This is a genomic window from Arenibacterium sp. CAU 1754 (genome assembly GCF_054482635.1).
In genome coordinates this window covers 202,231-220,648 of sequence record NZ_JBTLRG010000003.1, presented here as the reverse complement: position 1 = coordinate 220,648, position 18,418 = coordinate 202,231, and the positions used below count along the sequence as shown (strand labels likewise).

The 18,418-nt window shown below is 60.6% G+C and carries 15 protein-coding genes; 5 read left to right on the top strand and 10 right to left on the bottom strand.

Translation table 11 applies throughout. From position 1 onward, the window contains the following. Positions 1–126: 126 nt before the first annotated feature. From trxA to regB, 8 genes are all read right to left on the bottom strand, one after another. On the bottom strand, positions 127–447 hold the full coding sequence (gene trxA, locus ACXYMO_RS13760) for a thioredoxin (protein ID WP_170444806.1): 321 nt from the start codon (positions 445–447) through the stop codon (positions 127–129). 37 nt (positions 448–484) lie between these two features. Further along, positions 485–3,874, bottom strand: a complete 3,390-nt coding sequence (gene addA, locus ACXYMO_RS13755; protein WP_458879289.1) for a double-strand break repair helicase AddA — start codon at positions 3,872–3,874, stop codon at positions 485–487. Next, positions 3,871–6,807, bottom strand: coding sequence for a double-strand break repair protein AddB (addB, locus tag ACXYMO_RS13750; protein WP_458879288.1), 2,937 nt, complete (start codon positions 6,805–6,807; stop codon positions 3,871–3,873). Before addB ends, addA begins: the two co-directional genes overlap by 4 nt. Beyond that, positions 6,800–7,492, bottom strand: a complete 693-nt coding sequence (locus ACXYMO_RS13745) for a nucleotidyltransferase family protein (protein WP_458879287.1) — start codon at positions 7,490–7,492, stop codon at positions 6,800–6,802. The genes addB and ACXYMO_RS13745 overlap by 8 nt, the downstream gene beginning before the upstream one ends. Continuing rightward, the gene (locus ACXYMO_RS13740) at positions 7,489–8,493 is read right to left on the bottom strand and encodes an aminoglycoside phosphotransferase family protein (RefSeq protein ID WP_458879286.1); all 1,005 of its coding nucleotides are present in this window, start codon (positions 8,491–8,493) and stop codon (positions 7,489–7,491) included. The genes ACXYMO_RS13745 and ACXYMO_RS13740 overlap by 4 nt, the downstream gene beginning before the upstream one ends. Then, positions 8,486–8,965: a tRNA (adenosine(37)-N6)-threonylcarbamoyltransferase complex ATPase subunit type 1 TsaE gene (gene tsaE, locus ACXYMO_RS13735; RefSeq protein WP_458879285.1), complete on the bottom strand. Its 480-nt coding sequence runs from the start codon at positions 8,963–8,965 to the stop codon at positions 8,486–8,488. Before tsaE ends, ACXYMO_RS13740 begins: the two co-directional genes overlap by 8 nt. A 41-nt stretch (positions 8,966–9,006) precedes the next feature. Next, positions 9,007–10,545 (bottom strand): PAS-domain containing protein, encoded by a 1,539-nt coding sequence (locus tag ACXYMO_RS13730; RefSeq protein WP_458879284.1) that lies wholly within the window; start codon positions 10,543–10,545, stop codon positions 9,007–9,009. 99 nt (positions 10,546–10,644) lie between these two features. Then, positions 10,645–12,039 carry a sensor histidine kinase RegB gene (regB, locus tag ACXYMO_RS13725; protein WP_458879283.1) on the bottom strand — a complete coding sequence of 465 codons (1,395 nt, stop codon included), beginning with the start codon at positions 12,037–12,039 and terminating at the stop codon, positions 10,645–10,647. 91 nt (positions 12,040–12,130) lie between these two features. Here regB and ACXYMO_RS13720 point away from each other — a divergent pair, with 91 nt between their 5' ends. From ACXYMO_RS13720 to ACXYMO_RS13705, 4 genes are all read left to right on the top strand, one after another. Further along, positions 12,131–12,751: an SCO family protein gene (locus tag ACXYMO_RS13720; RefSeq protein ID WP_458879282.1), complete on the top strand. Its 621-nt coding sequence runs from the start codon at positions 12,131–12,133 to the stop codon at positions 12,749–12,751. A gap of 79 nt (positions 12,752–12,830) precedes the next feature. Next, positions 12,831–13,385, top strand: a complete 555-nt coding sequence (locus tag ACXYMO_RS13715) for an ActR/PrrA/RegA family redox response regulator transcription factor (protein WP_458879281.1) — start codon at positions 12,831–12,833, stop codon at positions 13,383–13,385. Between the two features lie 14 nt (positions 13,386–13,399). Then, the gene (locus ACXYMO_RS13710) at positions 13,400–14,584 is read left to right on the top strand and encodes a glycosyltransferase 61 family protein (RefSeq protein WP_458879280.1); all 1,185 of its coding nucleotides are present in this window, start codon (positions 13,400–13,402) and stop codon (positions 14,582–14,584) included. Positions 14,585–14,788: 204 nt separating this feature from the next. Continuing rightward, the gene (locus tag ACXYMO_RS13705; RefSeq protein WP_458879279.1) at positions 14,789–15,418 is read left to right on the top strand and encodes a LysE family translocator; all 630 of its coding nucleotides are present in this window, start codon (positions 14,789–14,791) and stop codon (positions 15,416–15,418) included. Between the two features lie 176 nt (positions 15,419–15,594). On the opposite strand, the gene ACXYMO_RS13700 is transcribed toward ACXYMO_RS13705, so the two are convergent. Further along, complete coding sequence (locus ACXYMO_RS13700; RefSeq protein ID WP_458879278.1) at positions 15,595–16,191, bottom strand: HD domain-containing protein; 597 nt, start codon at positions 16,189–16,191, stop codon at positions 15,595–15,597. 26 nt (positions 16,192–16,217) lie between these two features. After that, on the bottom strand, positions 16,218–16,904 hold the full coding sequence (locus ACXYMO_RS13695) for an FkbM family methyltransferase (RefSeq protein ID WP_458879277.1): 687 nt from the start codon (positions 16,902–16,904) through the stop codon (positions 16,218–16,220). A gap of 118 nt (positions 16,905–17,022) precedes the next feature. On the opposite strand from ACXYMO_RS13695, the gene ahcY reads away from it, so the two are divergent. Next, on the top strand, positions 17,023–18,414 hold the full coding sequence (gene ahcY / locus ACXYMO_RS13690) for an adenosylhomocysteinase (protein WP_458879276.1): 1,392 nt from the start codon (positions 17,023–17,025) through the stop codon (positions 18,412–18,414). Positions 18,415–18,418: the final 4 nt, after the last annotated feature.

The following is an 18,418-nucleotide window of genomic DNA, read 5'->3' as shown; positions in this document are numbered from 1 at the left end:
GCCTCCAATCGTTGGGAAACTATATGGAACGTCCCAACCCAAGGCACAAGGGCCGCCCCCGCCGGTGGGGCGCAAGAAAAAGGGCGCCCCGGTCGGGACGCCCTCAATCCGTGGACACGGGAAAGGTCAGATCGATTCGTCGATCCAGCTTTGCAGTGCGGCCTTGGGGGCGGCACCGGCGCGGTTCGAGACAACCTGGCCGTCCTTGAAGATGAACAGCGCGGGAATGCCACGCACGCCCATGGCGGCGGCTGCGTTCGGGTTGCTGTCTACATCGACCTTGGCGATTTTGATCTTGTCGCCATATTCGGCGGCCAGCTCTTCGAGCGCTGGGCCGATCTGTTTACAGGGCCCACACCATTCGGCCCAGAAATCCACCACAACGGGGATATCGGAATTTTTGACTTCGGCGTCGAACGTATCGTCCGTAACGGCAACGGTGGACATTGGATGTCTCCTAGAGGGATGCGTCAGGTCACAGAACCTAGAAACCCATAGCCGGAAGGTCAAGATGTGGTGTGCGTCCCCGGGCCTCCCTCACAAGATCGTGCGGTAGATGCATCAAGCTTGCGGTGCGCGTCCACAATATGGCCGTCTGAATGTCGCGGCCTGGATAAATCTGTTCCAAAGCCGCACCATAAACGGCCATCTGCCGCAAAATACCTTCGGGAACATGGGCGGTATCCGGCGGGACCGTGGCGTTGGATTTGAAATCGACGATCAGGATGGTGTCGCCCGACAGGACCAATCGGTCGATCACCCCGTGGATGCGCCGACTGCCGATTTGTGCGGTGACCGGAACCTCGGCCAGAATATCGGGCCCGAACAAATGGGCCAGATCGGGTTGGCTGAGAACTTTGCGCGCCTCACCAAGAACATCGTCCAGGTCACTCTCGGCCGCATCAGGCAGGATTCGGTTCGCCGCGTTTGTCCAATCGGCTTCGGGAACGCCGGGCAGATGTTCCAGCAACAGGTGAATGCGGGTGCCGCGCAATTTGGCAACCTCTTCCTCTTCCCCGGCCGCACCGGGCATGGCCTTGGCCCCACCCAGATCCGAAGGGCTGAGCGTGGGCAGGTCGGCAACAGGCAAGGCGGCCGGGCGCAGGAAAACCGAGGGCAGGTCGGGCAAGTCGGCGTGGGTCGTTTCCGGGCTGCGCAGATCCAGCGCGCTCCAGCTGTCATCAACCAGACACAGGCCCTTGCCACCGTCGAATATCCGGGCCACGGCCCCTGCCCGCTCCATCCCGGATTGGATCAGTTGGTACCAGGTGTTGCCGTCCTTATCCAAATCGCCCGCTGCGGCGACGATCAGCCATTTCTCGGCGCGGGTCAGCGCCACGTACAACAACCGCAGCCGTTCGTTTTCTTCCTTTGCGCGGGTGGCTTCGATCACGTCGGACATGGCCTCGGGCATGTCGACCTTGCCCGAGGTCCAGATCGGCGTGTCCTCCTTGGGCAGGATCTTTGGCATCTTGGGGGCGTTGCGCTTGGCCGTGTCGGGCAGGATGACGATGGGTGATTCCAGCCCCTTGGCCCCATGCACCGTCATCACCCGCAGCATATTCCCGGCGCTGCCCATCTGGCGTTTGATCGTGAGATCGTCGGTTTCCATCCAGATCAGAAAGCCCGTCAAACTGGGAATTTCGGACCGTTCATAGGCCAGCGCCTGTGACAACAGGGCATTGATCCCGTCCTCGGCCTCTTCGCCAAGCCGCGCCAACAGCCGCTTGCGCGCGTTGTGGCGCGTCAGGATGCGTTCGATCAGGTCATAGGGGCGCAGAAAATCGATTTGGCCGCGCAGGTCGTTCAGGATATCCAGCGTTTCGGGAAACTCATCGCCCCGTTTGCGCAGGGCCTGCCACAGGTAGTCTTCGGTCCGGCGATGGGCCAGATCGAACAGCGCCTGTTCGCTCCACCCGAACAGCGGGCTTTTCAGCGCGGTCGCCAGCGCAAGGCTGTCTTCGGGCGTCGACAGAAAGCTGAGCAATGCGCCCAGATCCTTGACCGCTAGTTCCGCCCCGACCTTGAGCCGATCCGCCCCGGCAATTGGCAATCCGGCGGCCTTGCAGGCGCGGATGATCTCGCCGAACAGAATTGACCGGCGCTGAACAAGGATCAGGAAATCGCCCGGCTGAACGGGACGGCGGTACATGACGCCGTCCTGTTCGTCGGGAATGGTTTCGCCGTCCTCGATCATCGTTTTGATACGGTTGGCGATCCGTTCTGCCAGAACGATATTGTGGTTGCGCGGGCTGGGTCGGTCCACCGGGTCGGTCCAGTGGCGGTCTTCTTTTTCTTCAACCTTTTCAACCACCGGCCACAGGTCGACCCGCCCCGGTAGGTCGGATTTGAAGGCGCGGTGTTTCGACGTGGCCGGGAACCCGGCCTCGACCCGGTTTTCAAACACCAGATCCACAAGACGCAGGATCGTTTCGGCGGAGCGGAACGAGAATTCCAGTGACAAATCCTGAAGTTGCGAGCCGGAATCTTCCAACCGGTGGGCAAATTCGGCCTGCATCCGGTCAAAGGCGTCCGGATTGGCGCCCTGAAAGGAATAGATCGACTGTTTCTTGTCCCCGACCACGAAAATCGTGCGCTCGACGTCGGTGCGCGCGCCCTGTCCGCTGGTGAATTCTTGGGCCAGTTTTTCGATCACGTCCCATTGTTCCGGGCTGGTGTCCTGGGCTTCGTCCACAAGGATATGATCGATGCCGCCGTCCAGCCGGAACAGAACCCACTGCGCCACCGCCGGATCGTTCAGCAATTGCCGCGCTTTCAGGATCTGGTCGTCGAAATCCAGCCACCCGCGCAACTGTTTGCGCCGGTCGTATTCCGGCAGGAATGCGCGGGCAAAGGCGTGCAGCGCCAGTGTCTTGCGTGCAGTTTCAAGCGCGAGGCGTTGGCTGCGGCCGGCTTCGACACGCAGCATCAGTTTATCAACCTCATCCATCAGGTCTGGATGGTTCGACCTGACGGTCTTGGTTCCAAAGGGGCGTGAAACCGATCCCGTCTTGGCAGAAAACGGGGCGGCGGTCCTTTCTCCAAACAAAAACAGGTTTTCGAGGACGGGCAGGCAGGACAAGCCCAACCCGTTGATTTTTGAAAGGGTTTCCGCAGCTTTGTTGTCGGTTGGTGTTCCGGTCTTGAGCGCCCCAATCAGGCGATCCAGAAGGTCCTGTTCGCCGCCGATGAATATCCGGCGTTCAAGCGCGGCTTCGTCATAGCCGGCCGGAAGGTCCAGGATTTCAAGAAAGCCATCCAGCGACAGCGGCTGATCGAACGCTGAGCGATGCTGCAGAATCGCAGGCATCAGTTCGTCAAAGGAAAATTCCGAGATATACTGCGCCAGCCCGTCCACCAGGGCGGCTTGCGGCCCCTGGGCAAAGTCCTGAACGATTTCCGCCTGCAACAGGCGTGCGGCCCGGTCCTCCATTTCGGAAAATTGCGGGCTCACCCCGGCCTCAAGCGGGAACCGCCGCAGCAGTGAGGCGCAGAACGAATGGATCGTCTGGATTTTGAGACCACCTGGCGCCTCGATCGCGCGGGCAAACAGGGTGCGTGCCTGGCGCATCCGTTCGGGGGTGATGTCGCCCCCTGCCCCCAGATCGACCAGCGCCTGGGCCAATTTGCTGTCCGCCAACATCGCCCATTCACCCAGCCGCGCGAACAGCCGGTTCTGCATCTCGCTTGCGGCGGCCTTGGTATAGGTCAGACACAGGATGTTCTGCGGCTGCACCCCGTCCAGCAGCAGGCGCGCCACCCGGTCGGTCAAAACCCGTGTTTTGCCCGACCCCGCGTTGGCCACCAGCCAGGTCGAGGCATCCGGGCGCGCCGCCTGTACCTGGCGTTCGGTGGCTTCGTTGCGCGCGTTCATTCCAGATCCTCGCCCTTGGGGGATGCGGTGCGGTCCCATTCGCCAAACCGGGCCAGATGGTCATAATCGCCGGTATCAGTGTCTTTTTGCAGCTTCAGACGGGCGGTAAAGCCCTGGGTCGGGTCAAGGTATTTTCCGATCAGATCGCGCAAACCACTCAGCACCTTTTGCGTCGGTTCCTTGTCCAGCGGCGCGGCAATCTCTTGGAATGTGGTGCCAAGACCGATGAACACCGCCTGCGCCACGGTGTTCGCGTCAACACCCTTGAACCCGCCCTCCTCGGCAATCGCGGCCTCGATCAGAAGCTGTTTGTCGAAATGCGTCTGTTCGGCGTTCGACGGCGGTTTGCCCGTTTTGTAGTCATAGATCAGCAACTGGCCGGCTTCGTCGCGGTCGATCCGGTCGGCCCGCCCGATGATGGTGAAATCAAGCGGATCGAGGCGCAGATTGGCCTCGGCCTCGAACGAAATCGGTTTCGATCGCGCGCGCCTTTGTTTTTCGCTGGTGATAAAGTCTTGGGCGACGCGGCCCATGCGGGCCAGCCAGAACCGTTGTGCTGTGGGCCACGGGACCATATCGGTCAACAAGGTTTCACATTGCTCAAGGAAACTGGCGGCGTTCAGGGTTTGCGCGTCCGCCAACGTGTCCTTGATGAACTGTTCCAGAATTTCGTGCACAACGATGCCGCGCAGCAACGCGTCGGGTTCGCGCATTAACGGATCAAGCGGTCTCAGACGCAGGACATGCTTGGCATAGATCGCATAGGGATCGCGGATCAGCCGTTTGATTTCCGTCACGCTCAACTGGCGAGGACGCGCCGCAACAGGCGGGCGGGGCGATGGCCATTCGGCCGGGGCAACGTCATCGACCGCTTCGGCGGCTTTTGCCCAGTTCAGCCAGGTCTGTCCGCGGGCCCGCATCCCGGCCAGCGCCTGTGGGCCGCCCTGATCGGGCAGGCCCGACATCAGGTTCGTCAGACGGTTCAGCCACCGGGACGCCACTGTTTCCGCATCGTCCGAACGGACCGACCGGGTCAGCCAGACCTCGGGCGCGGCGACGGCCTGTTGAAAATCATGGGCTGACAACCCGATCCTGCGTTCGGGCAACAACAACCCGGCCTGCAACCGCATCCGCCGGTTTAGCCAGGGGTCGGGGCGCGTCGCCTCGGGCCAGCTGTCTTCGTTCAGCCCGCCCAAAATCAGCAGATCGGCCCCCTGAACACGGGCCTCCAGCGTGCCCCAGATCATGATTTTTCCAAATGGAGCGTCGCGGTCGCGCACCTCTTCGCCCGCCAAAAGCGCACCAAGAAGGTCGTTGAATTCGTGCGCGGTCATGTCGCCGCCATGCGCGGACTCGGAGTCGAGCGCCGTCATGACCTGCAACGCCTTTTGACCGGCGTTCTTTTCCCACAGGCCCCCTGATCCGGGCGTATCGGCGCCTGCGGCAATCCCCTCGGCCAGATCGCGCAACTGTTCGACCCATGTGGTCAGGGGCTGCGACCCGGCAACGGTTTTGTCGGCGAATACACCCGTCAGCCAAGTGATCCAGGTGTCCGGCGGCGGGTTCCGGGCGGCGGTCTGAAAGGCGGCAAAGCTGTCTGCACCCGGAAACGGCGGGCCGTTGCGGCGCAGGTGCAGTTCCAGGTCACGGGTGTGCAGCAGGTGGTCGCCGCGGTCCGTTCCGCTGTGGCACAACGGGTGTTTCAGCAGCGTCATCAGCTGATCGCCGGTCAGGGGATGCACGAACAACTGGCAGATATGGCGCAAGAACCGGCCCGGCGGTGACAGTTGCAGCGGTAAACCGGCGCTGTCGTCCGGCAGGATGTTCCATTGGTCCAATGCGGCACTGACCCGGCGGGTCAGCATCCGGTCGGGGGTGATCAGTGCGGCGGTCTGCCCGGTTTCCGCCGCCTTGCGCAGTCGTAGCGCAATGGCCAATGCCTCGGATCTGGGCGAGGGCGCTTCGATCAGGGTCATGTTCTGCGTTGCGGTATCGAGATCGCGCAGCTGGGGCCCTTCGTCCAGCCATGAATCGGTAAAGGGGGCTGACCGTAAAGACAGCGAAGTCAGGCGGTTACGCGCCGGGGACGGCGGTTTGACGTCGGTCCATTCACGGATATCGGTGGGGTTGATTCCCATCGCATGGGCCACGTTCACGAACCGGAATTGCGGGTGATCCTCGGACTGTTCCGGGCGGTCCATCGCGTCCCACACAGGGGCGGGTTGATCAAAATCAAACCCGGGCAGCACCACGGCCCCCTGCGGCAACTGCGCCACGGCCTGCATCAGCATCAGCGTCGTGCCGCGTGATCCGGTCGATCCCGCCAGAATGACGGGGTGCTTTGGCGGGTCGGCCTTCCAATGGGCGATCAGCGCCTCGACCACGCGCCGTTGCCGGGCCTGCGCATCCATCCGGCCGTCACCCGCGTCGAGATATTGATCGGCGATCCCGATGAACGCCTGCGCCCGCGCCCAGTGCCCGGACATGTCGGTGACATCCAGATTGCGGATATCGTCTGTGCTGACGCCTTCTCCCTGCATTTCGTCGATCAGTCCGGCCAGACTGTCGGCCAGATCATAAAGCGACGACCGCGCGGCCAGATCGGGCTGGCGCTCCAGCAGAACGCTGATCAGCCGGGCCAGTTCCAGACGCCGGCGCAGAGGCGAGATGGCGGGCGGAATGGCGTCGACCTGCCAGTTTTCGCCAATATCCGTGACCAGCGAAACGCGGGGTAGCAACCGGGGTGGACCGGTATCGAACAGGTCACGAATGCGTCGCTCCATGCGCCGGGTGTTGACGATCAGAAGCACGCGCGCCAACGCGTCCGGGGCCGCATCCCCGGTGCGGGTGATCAGCCCATCCAGCAGCGCTTTGGGGAAATCGACCCCAGGCGGCAGCGCAAATACGCGCGGAGTGTCCGAGGGATCAAACATCAGGCTCTAACAAAAGGGTTTCGGCCAGAGATATGCCGTCGGGATGACCGACGTCGCACCATTGACCGGGGTATTCGGTGACGAAAAGCCGCTGGCTCTGTGCGTGGATATTCCACAGCTCATTAAGGGAAAAAACCGCCTTATCAATGGCGGCCAGTCCTTCGGTCTTTACGATCTGCACACCGCCGTAAATCAGGGGCCCGCCGCGCTGGGCACGCCCTGCGGGATCGGCGGAGAAATCGCCCTGTCCCGTATGACCGATTGCCTGACCGACCGGAACGCACATCAGCAACGCATCCATGTCGCGCGGCTCCCATCGCTCCAGCAGCAGACCCAGGGGGTTGGGCCCGGACCAGATCGCATCGGTATTCATGGTAAACACCGGCCCGTCCCCAAGCATGGGCAAGGCCGCCTTGAGCCCGCCGCCGGTTTCCAGGATGTCGGGCTCTTCGATCGATACGGCAACCCCGCGCGGGGCCAGATGATCGGCCAGCATTTCTGCCTTGTAATGCAGATTGGCCACGACGCGCGACGGCGACACATGCGCGGTCAGGTCCAGCGCATGATCGATCAGTGGTTTGCCCGCGACCTCGATCAGCGGTTTTGGCCGGTCCTTGGTCAGCGCGCCCATCCGGGTGCCGAACCCGGCGGCAAACAGCATTACGGCATCAGGTGTCCGGGTCATTGCGGTTTCAGCTTTTGCAGCGCATCCGGTGTGGGTTCGGGCAGGGTGGTCAACACAAGATCGGCCACCGGGGCAAGGGCGGGATGTTGAAGGTCGCGCACTAGGTGGGACCAGACCTTGGGCAGCATATCGACGTAGTGCGGTTTGCCAAAATCAGTCCCTAACCGGGCAAAAACGCCCATGATGCGCAGATTGCGCTGGGCGCCCTGAACGGCATAGGCGGTGCGGAACAGATGGTCGTCGCTGCCGGAGGTTTCAATGTAGCGGGTGATCATTTCAGCCTCGATCGCGGGTGACACATCGCGCCGGATATCCTGCAAAAGCGAGACCAGATCATAAGAGCGGTGCCCCGACATCGCGTCCTGGAAATCGAGCAGGCCAACCCGCGCGACGCCTGTGCGATCCGGCAGCCACAACAGGTTTTCGGCGTGGTAATCGCGCATCACGAGCACTGGATCGTCCCGCATGGTCTGGCGCAGGATGTCTTCGAACATCTGCCCAAACCGCTCGCGCGCCGCCGTGGTCGGCGCCGCCACAATCCGATCCGTGTACCGGTCAAAGGCAAGGCAGGCCAGATCGGTCATCACCGGCGGGCTGTAAGGGTCAAGATCGGGCAGGGGCGCGCGATGGAGATCGACCAGAAGATCGGTCGCGGCGGCGTAAAGCGGGTGTTCCAGCGATGGATCGCGGGCGATGGCCCGTTTGAAAAGATCATCCCCTAAGTCCTCAAGCAGGAGAAACCCGTTTTCTGTATCCTCGGCATAGATCTCGGGCGCGCTGAGCCCCTGCGCGCGCAGATGCCGGGCGATACGCACGAAGGGGCGCACGTCCTCATCCTTGTCGGGCGGCGCGTCCATCAGAACTGCCGACTCCGCGGTTCCGGGACGGCGCAGACGTTCATACCGCCGGTTCGAGGCGTCCCCGGCCAGTGGCGCGCGGGCGGTGTCGGCCCAGTCGGTGCGGTTCAGAAATGCGGTGGCAAGGGCGGCGCGGTCAGTCATGCGTCAGGTTTTCCAGTCGTTCGTCCCATTTGGGATCAGTCCAGTCAAAGGTAATGTGGCGTGTGTCATGATGTTGTGGATCAGGGCATAAAGTCACGCTCAGCGCATCACCCGGGGCGGCATCGCCCAGACGATCGGGCCATTCGATCAGGCAGATGGCCTGATCAAAGGCGTCGAACAGGCCCAGTTCCTCGACCTCGCCCACGTTGCCCAGGCGATAGAGATCCGCATGCCAGATTTCCCCGGCGAGGCTGTCATAGGTCTGAACCAGCGTAAAGGTGGGCGATGGCACGTCCTCGGGCGCATCCAGAAGGGATTGGATCAGGTGGCGGCAGAAATGCGTTTTACCGGCCCCGATTGGCCCATCCAGCAACACGGTATCCCCCGCATTCAGCACCTGGCCCAGACGCGCGGCAAGATCGGCGGTCTGGTCGGGCGATTTTGGCGAAAGGGTAAACGCGGCGCTGCTCATCCCGCCACAATGGCCCCGTGCCGGGGCAGCCGCAAGACGGATCAGGTGGTTTCGCTGACTTCCACACGGGGTTCCTGACGTTCGCCATTTGGCGCATGGCCGAACACCACCATCGTCGCCCCGTTCTGGATTGGACTGACCGTGCACAACAGGGGTGTACCGGATTTCAGGCGGACGTCCGCCCACCATTCGGCACGGTTTTCGCGGGCGGCGACGAAATCGCGGATTTCACCCCAGACCGGGGTCGCCTTGCACTGATCCTGCCAGGATCGGGTGGCATCCAGGGCCGTGGTCTGGGCAAAACTGTTGTCCGGATCCACCGACCACATATCGCGATAGGCGGCGTTGGTCACCGTCAGGCTGCCGTCGGAGGCAAACACTGCAATCGCATCGTCAAGCTGATCAAGGATCGATTGGCTCAGCTCCAGATCCGACCGGAATCGGCGGGTCAGGGTGATCTCGGCGGTGATGTCCTCGATCAGAAAGGCAATCGCGCCGTCCGGATGCGGCCGGCCCGTTACTGAATAGACGGACCCGGACGCCAGCGACCATGTTTCCTGATAGCGCCCGTCCGAGGCCGCCTCGACCAGTTCGGCCATTTGGTGGCGCCAGCTGTTGTAATTCTTGGGTTCGGGCATCATGCGCTGGTCGCGCATGCGGTCAAAGAACGACAGAAGGTTGGGCCGCGCGCTGAGGAAGTCAGCGGGCAGGGCGGTCAGGTCGATCAGTGCCGGATTGAACAGGGCCAGTTGCCGGTTCCGGTCGAAAATCGCCAGTCCGATGGACAGCTGCGCAAATGTTTTTGCCAGCGTCTGCACAAAATTGCGCTGAGCGACTTCTGCCTCGACCACGGCATTCACATCGACAGCGTAACACAGGCAATTCTGCTCATGCCGGACGACGGACACATCGAACCACAGCTTGCGACCAGAGCCCTGATCGGACACCGACATCCGACGCTTGCCGTCCTGGCCCGGGTCGTCGGGCGAAATGGTGAAAAGGGAGTTGTGACGATCCTCGACCGGATAGCCCAACTTGCGACACAGGTCACCATAGGCCGCATTGCACCAGATGACTTTGCCAGACGCGCCAACGCGCCAGATGGGATAAGGTGTCTGGTTGACGGCGGATTGCAGCGTGTCCAGACCCCTGCGCAGCGTGGAAATGGTGCTGTTGGTAACGGTGTCGCCGGTCCCTATCGGTTCGCCCAGCAATTCGACACGCACCACGCCATCCAGCCATTCGCACGTCAATTGGCCGGGGTCGTCCGGGTTGTCGGCCGCCAGAACGATGGGGCCCTTTTGGCGAACACTGTCCTGGGTCCTGGGGAAACCCGAAAACCGTCCCGAAAGCGCATTGCTCAGCCCTTGCCAGTCATACACCGGGCGATTGTTCAGCGCGGGCCGCGCATTAGTGGTGGCATCCATGACGTCTTCGCCGTCGAACAGCCAGACGGCGCTGCGCGATATCCGTCTGGGGTTGTTGGAGCCTGCCGCCGCGCGCGGGGCCAGCCAATAGACCGCGATGCCGGCGGTGAACAGGCAGGTGACCGCCAGTATGGACCATTCGTAGATAGCCATGATTTTGATGTCCCGTGATCCAGCTTCGCGCAGTCCAGCGTGAAAATGGACGGGATTAGGTTAACGCGCGCTTAACCAAAGTCCGAAACCTGCGAGGTTTCAGATCTGGATGGGCTGATTTATGCCCATCGGAACCGCGTTTTCGCCCTGCTGCGCGTCAATCTTGTCACGGGGCCAGACGACTTCGACAATGGCGCCCCGTTTCATACGCCGTTCATCTCCGGTCAACCTGTCCGATCCGTTGGCAAAACTCAGCTCGGCGCCGGAGCGTTCGAGCAGGGTTTTCGCGATGAAAAGCCCAAGACCCATGCCTTCGTATTCGGGGCGCTTCTTGCGGTCGGATTCACTGCGCCGGCGGCGCATGAACGGATCCCCGATGCGCCCGATCAGGTGGGGAGGATACCCGCGCCCATCGTCCAGAATCCGGACCGAGATGATATCATCGGTCCACATCGCCTCGATCCAGACATTGGCGCGGGCAAAATCCACGGCATTCTGGATCAGGTTGCGCAGCCCGTGGATCACCTCGGGTTTGCGCAGGATGGAGGGTTGTTGCAGCCGGCCGCCCTTGCCGGGACCTTCTTCGAAATGGATGATCTTGCCCCGGCCCATATGCGGTTCGGCAGCTTCGTTAATTACCGTGCTGAGCGGGGCCTGACGCAGGTGAAGATCGTCCTTACCGGCGCGCCCCATGTCGCGCAGGATATCGCGGCAGCGATCCGCCTGTTCGCGGATCAGCGCGGCATCTTCGCGCAGGTCGGGGCGGTCATCCAGCTCTTCTATCAATTCGGCACTGGCCAGCTTGATGGTCGCCAGCGGTGTGCCCAGCTCATGCGCGGCGGCGGCGACGACGCCGCCCAGATCGGTCAGTTTCTGTTCGCGCGACAGGGCCATCTGGGTGGCGTTCAGTGCATCGGACATCGAATGCATCTCCGAACTGACGCGCCGCGAATAGGCCCCGATGAACAAGGTGGCGATGATGATCGCGGCCCAGTTGCCGAAGATGAACACATCAGGGATGCGCAGGATGAACCCCTGCTCGGTGCGCAATGGCAGGTGGAACATGGCCAGCAGGGTCACCAGTATGATCGCCGTTCCGCCGATCAGCATCGTCGATCGCAGCCCCAGAACACTGGCGGAAATGGTGACCGGACCCAGCAGCAGAATGGCAAACGGGTTGTGCAGCCCGCCGGTCAGGTACAGCAGAAACGCCAGTTGCAGCAGGTCGAACAGCACCATCAGAAAGTTTTCGGTTTCCGTCAGCCGTTTGCTTTCGGGAAAGACGAACATCGCGACCAGGTTGCCGGTAACGGACACCCCGATGGCCAGGTAACACAACCCGACCTCAAGCTGCAGGTGGTACATGCGCTGCGCGACGGTGATGGCGGTCAACTGGCCCAGAATGGCCACCCATCGCAACAGGATCAGCGTGCGCAGCCGGATCCAGTTGCCGCGTTCCTGTCTGTACAAAAGGCCGCTATTGGAATCTGTCATGTGGCCCTTAAGTGAGTTGCAACGACCGGGCATCTTGATAGGAGTCCGCCTTGCAACGATCAACCGTCACGCCCGAAGGATACAGTCTGCGATGACCCGAGTTTATGCAATAGCCGCCGCCGTTTTCATGGCTCTTCTGATCGGGGGCATCTGGATTGCAGCCCGCGTGGCCGGGCCCGAAGATCAGTTCGCGCAATGCAGTTCAAGCCAGATCGCGGGCGGGACAAGCCAGATTGGCGGACCTTTTGAACTGATCAACAAGGATGGCGAAACGGTCATCGACAAGGATGTTCTGACCGGTCCGTCGCTGATCTATTTCGGTTATACTTTCTGTCCTGACGTGTGCCCGCTGGACAATTCGCGCAATGTCGAGGCGATCGATATTCTGGAAGAGCGCGGGCGGATGGTGACCCCCGTTTTCATCTCGATCGATCCGGCCCGCGATACACCGCAGGTGGTTGGTGAATTTGCCTCCAATCTGCACGAACGCATGATCGGGCTGACCGGATCCCCTGAACAGGTCAAAGCGGCCAGCCAGGCCTACAAGACCTATTACAAGGCGCATCCGGCCGAAGACGATTATTATCTCGTCGATCATTCGACCTTTTCCTATCTGGTGTTGCCCGAGCACGGGTTTGTCGAATTTTTCCGCCGCGAAATCACCCCCGATGAGATGGCTGACAAGATCGGCTGTTTTCTGGACAACTCGTGACGTGACTTGCGTGTTTGACCTTTGAACAGGCACTTGTAATACTCCTTTCAAAACCAAGAAAAAAACCGGAGGAGACGGCATGGCGGATGCGGAGCTGCTGGATATCGGGCCAGACAAGTCCTTGTTGCTGGTCGACGATGACGAACCGTTTTTGCGGCGTCTTGCCAAGGCGATGGAAAAACGGGGTTTCGAAATCGAAACCGCGTCCTCGGTCGCGGCAGGACGGGCGATTGCCACGGCACGCCCACCTGCCTATGCGGTGGTTGATCTGCGGCTTGAGGATGGCAACGGTCTGGACGTTGTCGAAGTGCTACGTGAAAAACGCCCCGACAGCCGCGTTGTCGTTCTGACAGGCTATGGTGCAATTGCCACCGCCGTGGCGGCGGTCAAGATCGGCGCAACCGATTACCTGTCAAAACCGGCGGACGCGACGGATATCACCAATGCGCTGCTGGCCAAGTCCGACGAACTGCCGCCGCCGCCCGAAAACCCGATGAGCGCCGACCGCGTCCGGTGGGAACACATCCAGCGGGTATATGAATTGTGTGATCGCAATGTCAGCGAAACGGCCCGGCGGCTGAACATGCATCGCCGCACGTTGCAACGCATCCTGGCCAAGCGCAGCCCGCGGTAAACAGGGCATGCGTGGTGACTGAATTCGGACCTGATACGCAACCCAAGCCCGAAGGCGGCTGGTCGGAAGACATTGTAACGCTGAAGGATGCAATTGTTGTTCCGCCCGAGGAAAGCGGCTTTATCCAGCCCTGCGGCGTCCTGAAATCCGACGGCACCTATTGCCCCGAGGGCGCGCTGTGGCGGAAATACCGCCCGATGACGACCGAACCGGACATGCCGGCCGAAATCGGGCACACCCTGAAAGGCCGGTGGCTTTGGGGTGGGGTGCTGTGGGCGCATTTCGGTCATTTCCTGGTGGAAAGCACCGCACGCCTGTGGGCGCTGAACCATCTGGATGCGCCGGTCGATGGCATTCTGTTCATTCCCAAACGTCCGCGCGTGGGCGAGGCCGTGCGCGGGTTTCACACCGATTTCGTGAACCTGTTGGCGCCCGGCATGCCAATTCAGGTCGCTGCCGACCCGACCCGGGTCGAGGAGCTGGTGGTTCCGGGGCAGGGGTTCGGCCTGGGGCTGATCACGGCCGGGACGCAGAAATTCCGCGATGCCATGCACCAGAATTTCGCCAAGGACATCGCGCCGGACGGCCCGGACAAGATTTACATCTCGCGCTCGGCCCTGGGTCTGGGCAAGGGCGGGTTGCTGGGCGAAGAGCGGTTGGAGGACCTTCTTGCGGAAGAGGGATATGAAACCTTTCACCCGCAACAGCACGATCTTGCCACCCAGATTGCCCGCTACAAGGCGGCCAAAAAGGTGATCGCGGCGGATGGGTCCGCCGTGCATCTTTACGCCATGGTCGGCACGCCCGATCAACCGGTTGCCATCGTCCTGCGGCGTAAATCGACCGCCAACAACCTGTTGGCGTCGAACGTGCGGCATTTCTGCGGGACCGAGCCGCTTTTGATCAACGCGCTGCGCACAGAATGGGTCAAGGCCGATGGCAAGAGCCACTCGAACCGGCTGTCCTTTGGCGAGTTGGATCACGAGATCGTTGGCCGGGACCTGGCCGAGGCGGGATTTGTCAGAAAAGATATCCAGTGGCCCGCCTTGACCGAGGAACAGCGGCAAGAGATTTTCGACAGCAAGGGTTTGAAAAAGAACGAAAAGTTCATTGAATCGCCCCGCTATGTGCGCAAGCGGGTCAAAGCGCTGCGCGAGGCACGCCGCGCCCGTCGGGCCGCGAGCGAAGCGGCGGAATAGCCTGTTCGTGCCGACCGTCAGATGACGTTGAACATTGGGTCATCAACTGATCCAAATTCAGATAGCGGAACTTGGCACTGAATGCGGCGAATGACCGGTTCGAGCCCAGAGTGTCTAATGCTGCGCCGCAAAATATGCTAAAAAAAATCTTTACTGTTTGGCGGTGTTATGGCTGGTTGATGGTAACATCAGAGAGATCTTTCAATGGATTTTCAAATATGGCTGGCGTTTGTTGCAGCGTCAACAGCGCTTCTTCTCATCCCTGGGCCGACGGTCCTGCTCGTCCTCAGTTACGCTATGAGCCAAGGTAAGAAAGTGGCTCTGGCGACCGTCGGGGGCGTTGCATTAGGTGACTTTATCGCGATGTCTGCATCGCTCGCGGGTTTGGGTGCCTTGGTCCTCGCGTCTGCAACTCTTTTTACTGTTTTGAAGTGGGTAGGTGCCGTTTATCTAGTCTACTTGGGCGTTAAGCTTTTTCGAAGTGCTTCAACAGCTTCACTGGGCGATCTAGAAAAAGTGACTGAGACTCGAGCCCCTAGTGTCTTCGGACACGCGGCTGCTGTGACTGCTCTTAATCCGAAGTCCATCGCCTTTTTCATTGCCTTCGTGCCTCAGTTCGTAGTCGTGGATAGCCCGCTTCTCCCGCAGTTCGCAATTTTGGTGGCAACATTCGTCGGATTGGCTGCGATCAACGCGCTTGCATATGCGCTGTTGGCGGACAAGCTGAGGGCGAAGATTGCACAGCCATCAGTGTTGGCTTGGTTCTCCCGATTGGGAGGTGGCGCGCTAGTCGTCATGGGTGTTGCAACGGCTGCATTCAAACGGGCGCAGTAGCGAAACTGAACGGCAGAAAAGTCCGCACAGCGGACCTTGAGGCTCATCAAGCCCAAGGTCCGGTTCAGGTCAAAAACGATTATTGTTCGGGCCAATATTTCGCGACTCATCCCTGCGGAAGGATAAAGATTCAGAATAACCGCTGGATGGAGTCAAAAATGCACGAGGTTCCAGCGTTAGCTCAATTGAGACAGAAGGTCTTTGTGCCGCCGGGTGTAATCGTTGCGCGCCTGGATCGGGGGGCGCAGGCGGATGTCCAGACCTTCGATCATCTCGGCGTTCGGTTTGCCGAAAAACTTGTCTGCCTCGGTCGTGGAAAACCCGGCAATGCGGGTCGCTTCCATCCAGGCGCTGATACGGTCGGCCTTTTTGATCTGACGCTTGATCGTGGCGGGCAGTTGCGCGGGCAGGCCGAACCGGATGTGAATGGCCGCCGTGAGACGCGCGTCCAATTCACCATAGCCCGGACCGACCGACGCCTTGACCGGTGAAATCATGTCGCCGATCACGTATTCCGGCGCGTCATGCAACAGGGCGGCCAGGCGCCATTTGACCGGCGCGTTGGGCGACAGACGCGCGAACAGCGTTTCAACCAACAGCGAATGTTCGGCGACCGAATAGGCGAAATCGCCCTGTGTCTGCCCGTTCCAGCGCGCGACAAAGGCCAGACCATGGGCAATGTCCTCGATCTCGATATCCATCGGAGTCGGATCGAGAAGGTCAAGTCGGCGGCCCGACAACATACGTTGCCATGCGCGGGGTTGCTGAGCCATGTGGCACCTGCTGTGAAAGCGTTACGTCAGAGGGTCATATCCTGCGTGGCATATACGAAATTGCCGTGCAGCTTGCCAATCTTGCGATACCCAAGGCCGCGGAACGTCCGGGTGATCCATTGATCCTGTCCGAAATATTCCAGGATCAGGATCGGTTTCCAGCGGTTGATCAGGTGATATGCCCCTTTTAGAGCCTGTTTTTCATGCCCTTCGACATCCAGTTGCAGGATCGACAGTTTGCGATCCAGCGGAACGACGTAATCCAGCATCAAGGCCTGAACCCGTGTCACGCCGGGGCCGTCCTCTTCGACGAATTTCGAAACGCCGCCCAGCGGGTCGCCATTGGGCTTGTGGGTCAGAAAATGGATTTTCCCGTCCTGATCGGACAGGGCCGCATTGGCCAGCGTGACGTTCTCCAGATCATTCAGAGCAACCGTCTGCCGGGCGGATTCATAATTGTAGGGGCTGGGTTCAAACGCCCAGAGCCGGGCCTCGGGCGCAAGGGATTTGGACAGGGCGGGGATGAAATCTCCGAAAAACGCACCCGCATGGATTATGTCGCCGTCAGCGGCATGTTTGCACATGAAGGCGATCGTATCGGGTTCGTAAACCGATCCGGCCAAAACCGCTTTTGAGGCCGGTCGCCCCTCAAGCCCCGCGGGAACATGGTATTTGCCGTACTTGTTTTCGGGAATGGCGGCTGTTTCGCTCATTTCTGGCCTCTTTTTTGCCCCTCAGGGGGTTTTTGTCGCTCAGAGTGATCTACGTTGCCGAATAATTCAAGGGATGGTAGGGCACACGCCAACGCCACGGCGCAAAACGGAGCAGAAGATGACTCAGGACTATATCGTCAAGGATATTTCGCTGGCTGACTATGGCCGCAAGGAACTTGATATCGCTGAAACGGAAATGCCGGGGCTGATGGCGCTGCGCGACGAATATGGCGAAAGCAAACCGCTGAAAGGCGCGCGGATCGTCGGTTCGCTGCACATGACCATCCAGACCGCGGTTCTGATCGAAACGCTGGTGGCACTGGGGGCCGATGTGCGCTGGGCCTCGTGCAACATCTTTTCCACCCAGGATCACGCAGCGGCGGCGATTGCGGCGGGCGGAACACCTGTGTTTGCGATCAAGGGCCAGACGTTGGAAGAGCATTGGGATTACCTCGACAAATCCTTCATGTTCCCCGAAGGCCCGAACCTGATCCTGGACGATGGCGGCGATGCGACGCTTTACATCCTGTTGGGTGCGCGTGTTGAGCAGGGCGAAACAGACCTGATCGCCGTTGCGAAATCCGAAGAAGAAGAAGCGATCTTTGCCCAGATCAAGAAGCGCATGAAGGAAAGCCCCGGCTGGTTCACCAAGATGCGGGACCAGATCAAAGGTGTGTCCGAGGAAACGACCACCGGTGTGCACCGTCTTTATGACCTGGTGAAACAGGGTCAGCTGCCCTTCCCGGCGATCAACGTGAACGACAGTGTGACCAAGTCGAAATTCGACAACAAATACGGCTGCAAGGAATCGCTGGTTGACGGTATCCGCCGCGCGACCGACACCATGATGGCCGGCAAGGTTGCTGTCGTCATGGGCTACGGCGACGTTGGCAAAGGGTCGGCCGCCAGCTTGCGCGGCGCAGGCGCCCGCGTGAAGGTGACCGAGGTTGATCCGATCTGCGCGCTGCAGGCCGCCATGGACGGGTTCGAGGTTGTTCTGCTTGAGGATGTCGTATCCTCGGCCGATATCTTCATCACCACCACCGGCAACAAGGACGTGATCCGCATCGACCACATGCGCGCGATGAAGGACATGGCGATCGTCGGCAACATCGGCCACTTCGACAACGAAATTCAGGTCGCGGCGCTGAAGAACCACAAATGGACCAACATCAAGGAACAGGTTGATATGATCGAAATGCCCTCGGGCAATCGCATCATCCTGCTGTCCGAGGGTCGTTTGCTGAACCTTGGCAACGCCACCGGGCATCCGTCGTTCGTGATGTCGGCGTCCTTCACCAACCAGGTGCTGGCTCAGATCGAACTGTGGACCAAGGGCGACGAATACAAGAACGACGTTTACATCCTGCCCAAGCATCTGGATGAAAAGGTCGCGCGCCTGCATCTGGACCGTATCGGCGTCAAACTGTCGAAGCTGGACCCCGAACAGGCGGCCTATATCGGCGTCAGCCCCGACGGCCCGTTCAAGCCCGAGCACTACCGGTACTAAGCGG

Bases quoted from the DNA above. Each gene is read 5' to 3' on its own strand.
- addB (WP_458879288.1), bottom strand. From the start codon at position 6,807: ATGTTTGATCCCTCGGACACTCCGCGCGTATTTGCGCTGCCGCCTGGG.
- regB (WP_458879283.1), bottom strand. From the start codon at position 12,039: ATGACAGATTCCAATAGCGGCCTTTTGTACAGACAGGAACGCGGCAAC.
- ACXYMO_RS13700 (WP_458879278.1), bottom strand. From the start codon at position 16,191: ATGGCTCAGCAACCCCGCGCATGGCAACGTATGTTGTCGGGCCGCCGA.
- ACXYMO_RS13745 (WP_458879287.1), bottom strand. From the start codon at position 7,492: ATGACCCGGACACCTGATGCCGTAATGCTGTTTGCCGCCGGGTTCGGC.
- trxA (WP_170444806.1), bottom strand. From the start codon at position 447: ATGTCCACCGTTGCCGTTACGGACGATACGTTCGACGCCGAAGTCAAA.
- addA (WP_458879289.1), bottom strand. From the start codon at position 3,874: ATGAACGCGCGCAACGAAGCCACCGAACGCCAGGTACAGGCGGCGCGC.
- ACXYMO_RS13740 (WP_458879286.1), bottom strand. From the start codon at position 8,493: ATGACTGACCGCGCCGCCCTTGCCACCGCATTTCTGAACCGCACCGAC.
- ACXYMO_RS13705 (WP_458879279.1), top strand. From the start codon at position 14,789: ATGGATTTTCAAATATGGCTGGCGTTTGTTGCAGCGTCAACAGCGCTT.
- ACXYMO_RS13730 (WP_458879284.1), bottom strand. From the start codon at position 10,545: ATGGCTATCTACGAATGGTCCATACTGGCGGTCACCTGCCTGTTCACC.
- ACXYMO_RS13715 (WP_458879281.1), top strand. From the start codon at position 12,831: ATGGCGGATGCGGAGCTGCTGGATATCGGGCCAGACAAGTCCTTGTTG.
- ACXYMO_RS13720 (WP_458879282.1), top strand. From the start codon at position 12,131: ATGACCCGAGTTTATGCAATAGCCGCCGCCGTTTTCATGGCTCTTCTG.
- ACXYMO_RS13695 (WP_458879277.1), bottom strand. From the start codon at position 16,904: ATGAGCGAAACAGCCGCCATTCCCGAAAACAAGTACGGCAAATACCAT.
- ahcY (WP_458879276.1), top strand. From the start codon at position 17,023: ATGACTCAGGACTATATCGTCAAGGATATTTCGCTGGCTGACTATGGC.
- tsaE (WP_458879285.1), bottom strand. From the start codon at position 8,965: ATGAGCAGCGCCGCGTTTACCCTTTCGCCAAAATCGCCCGACCAGACC.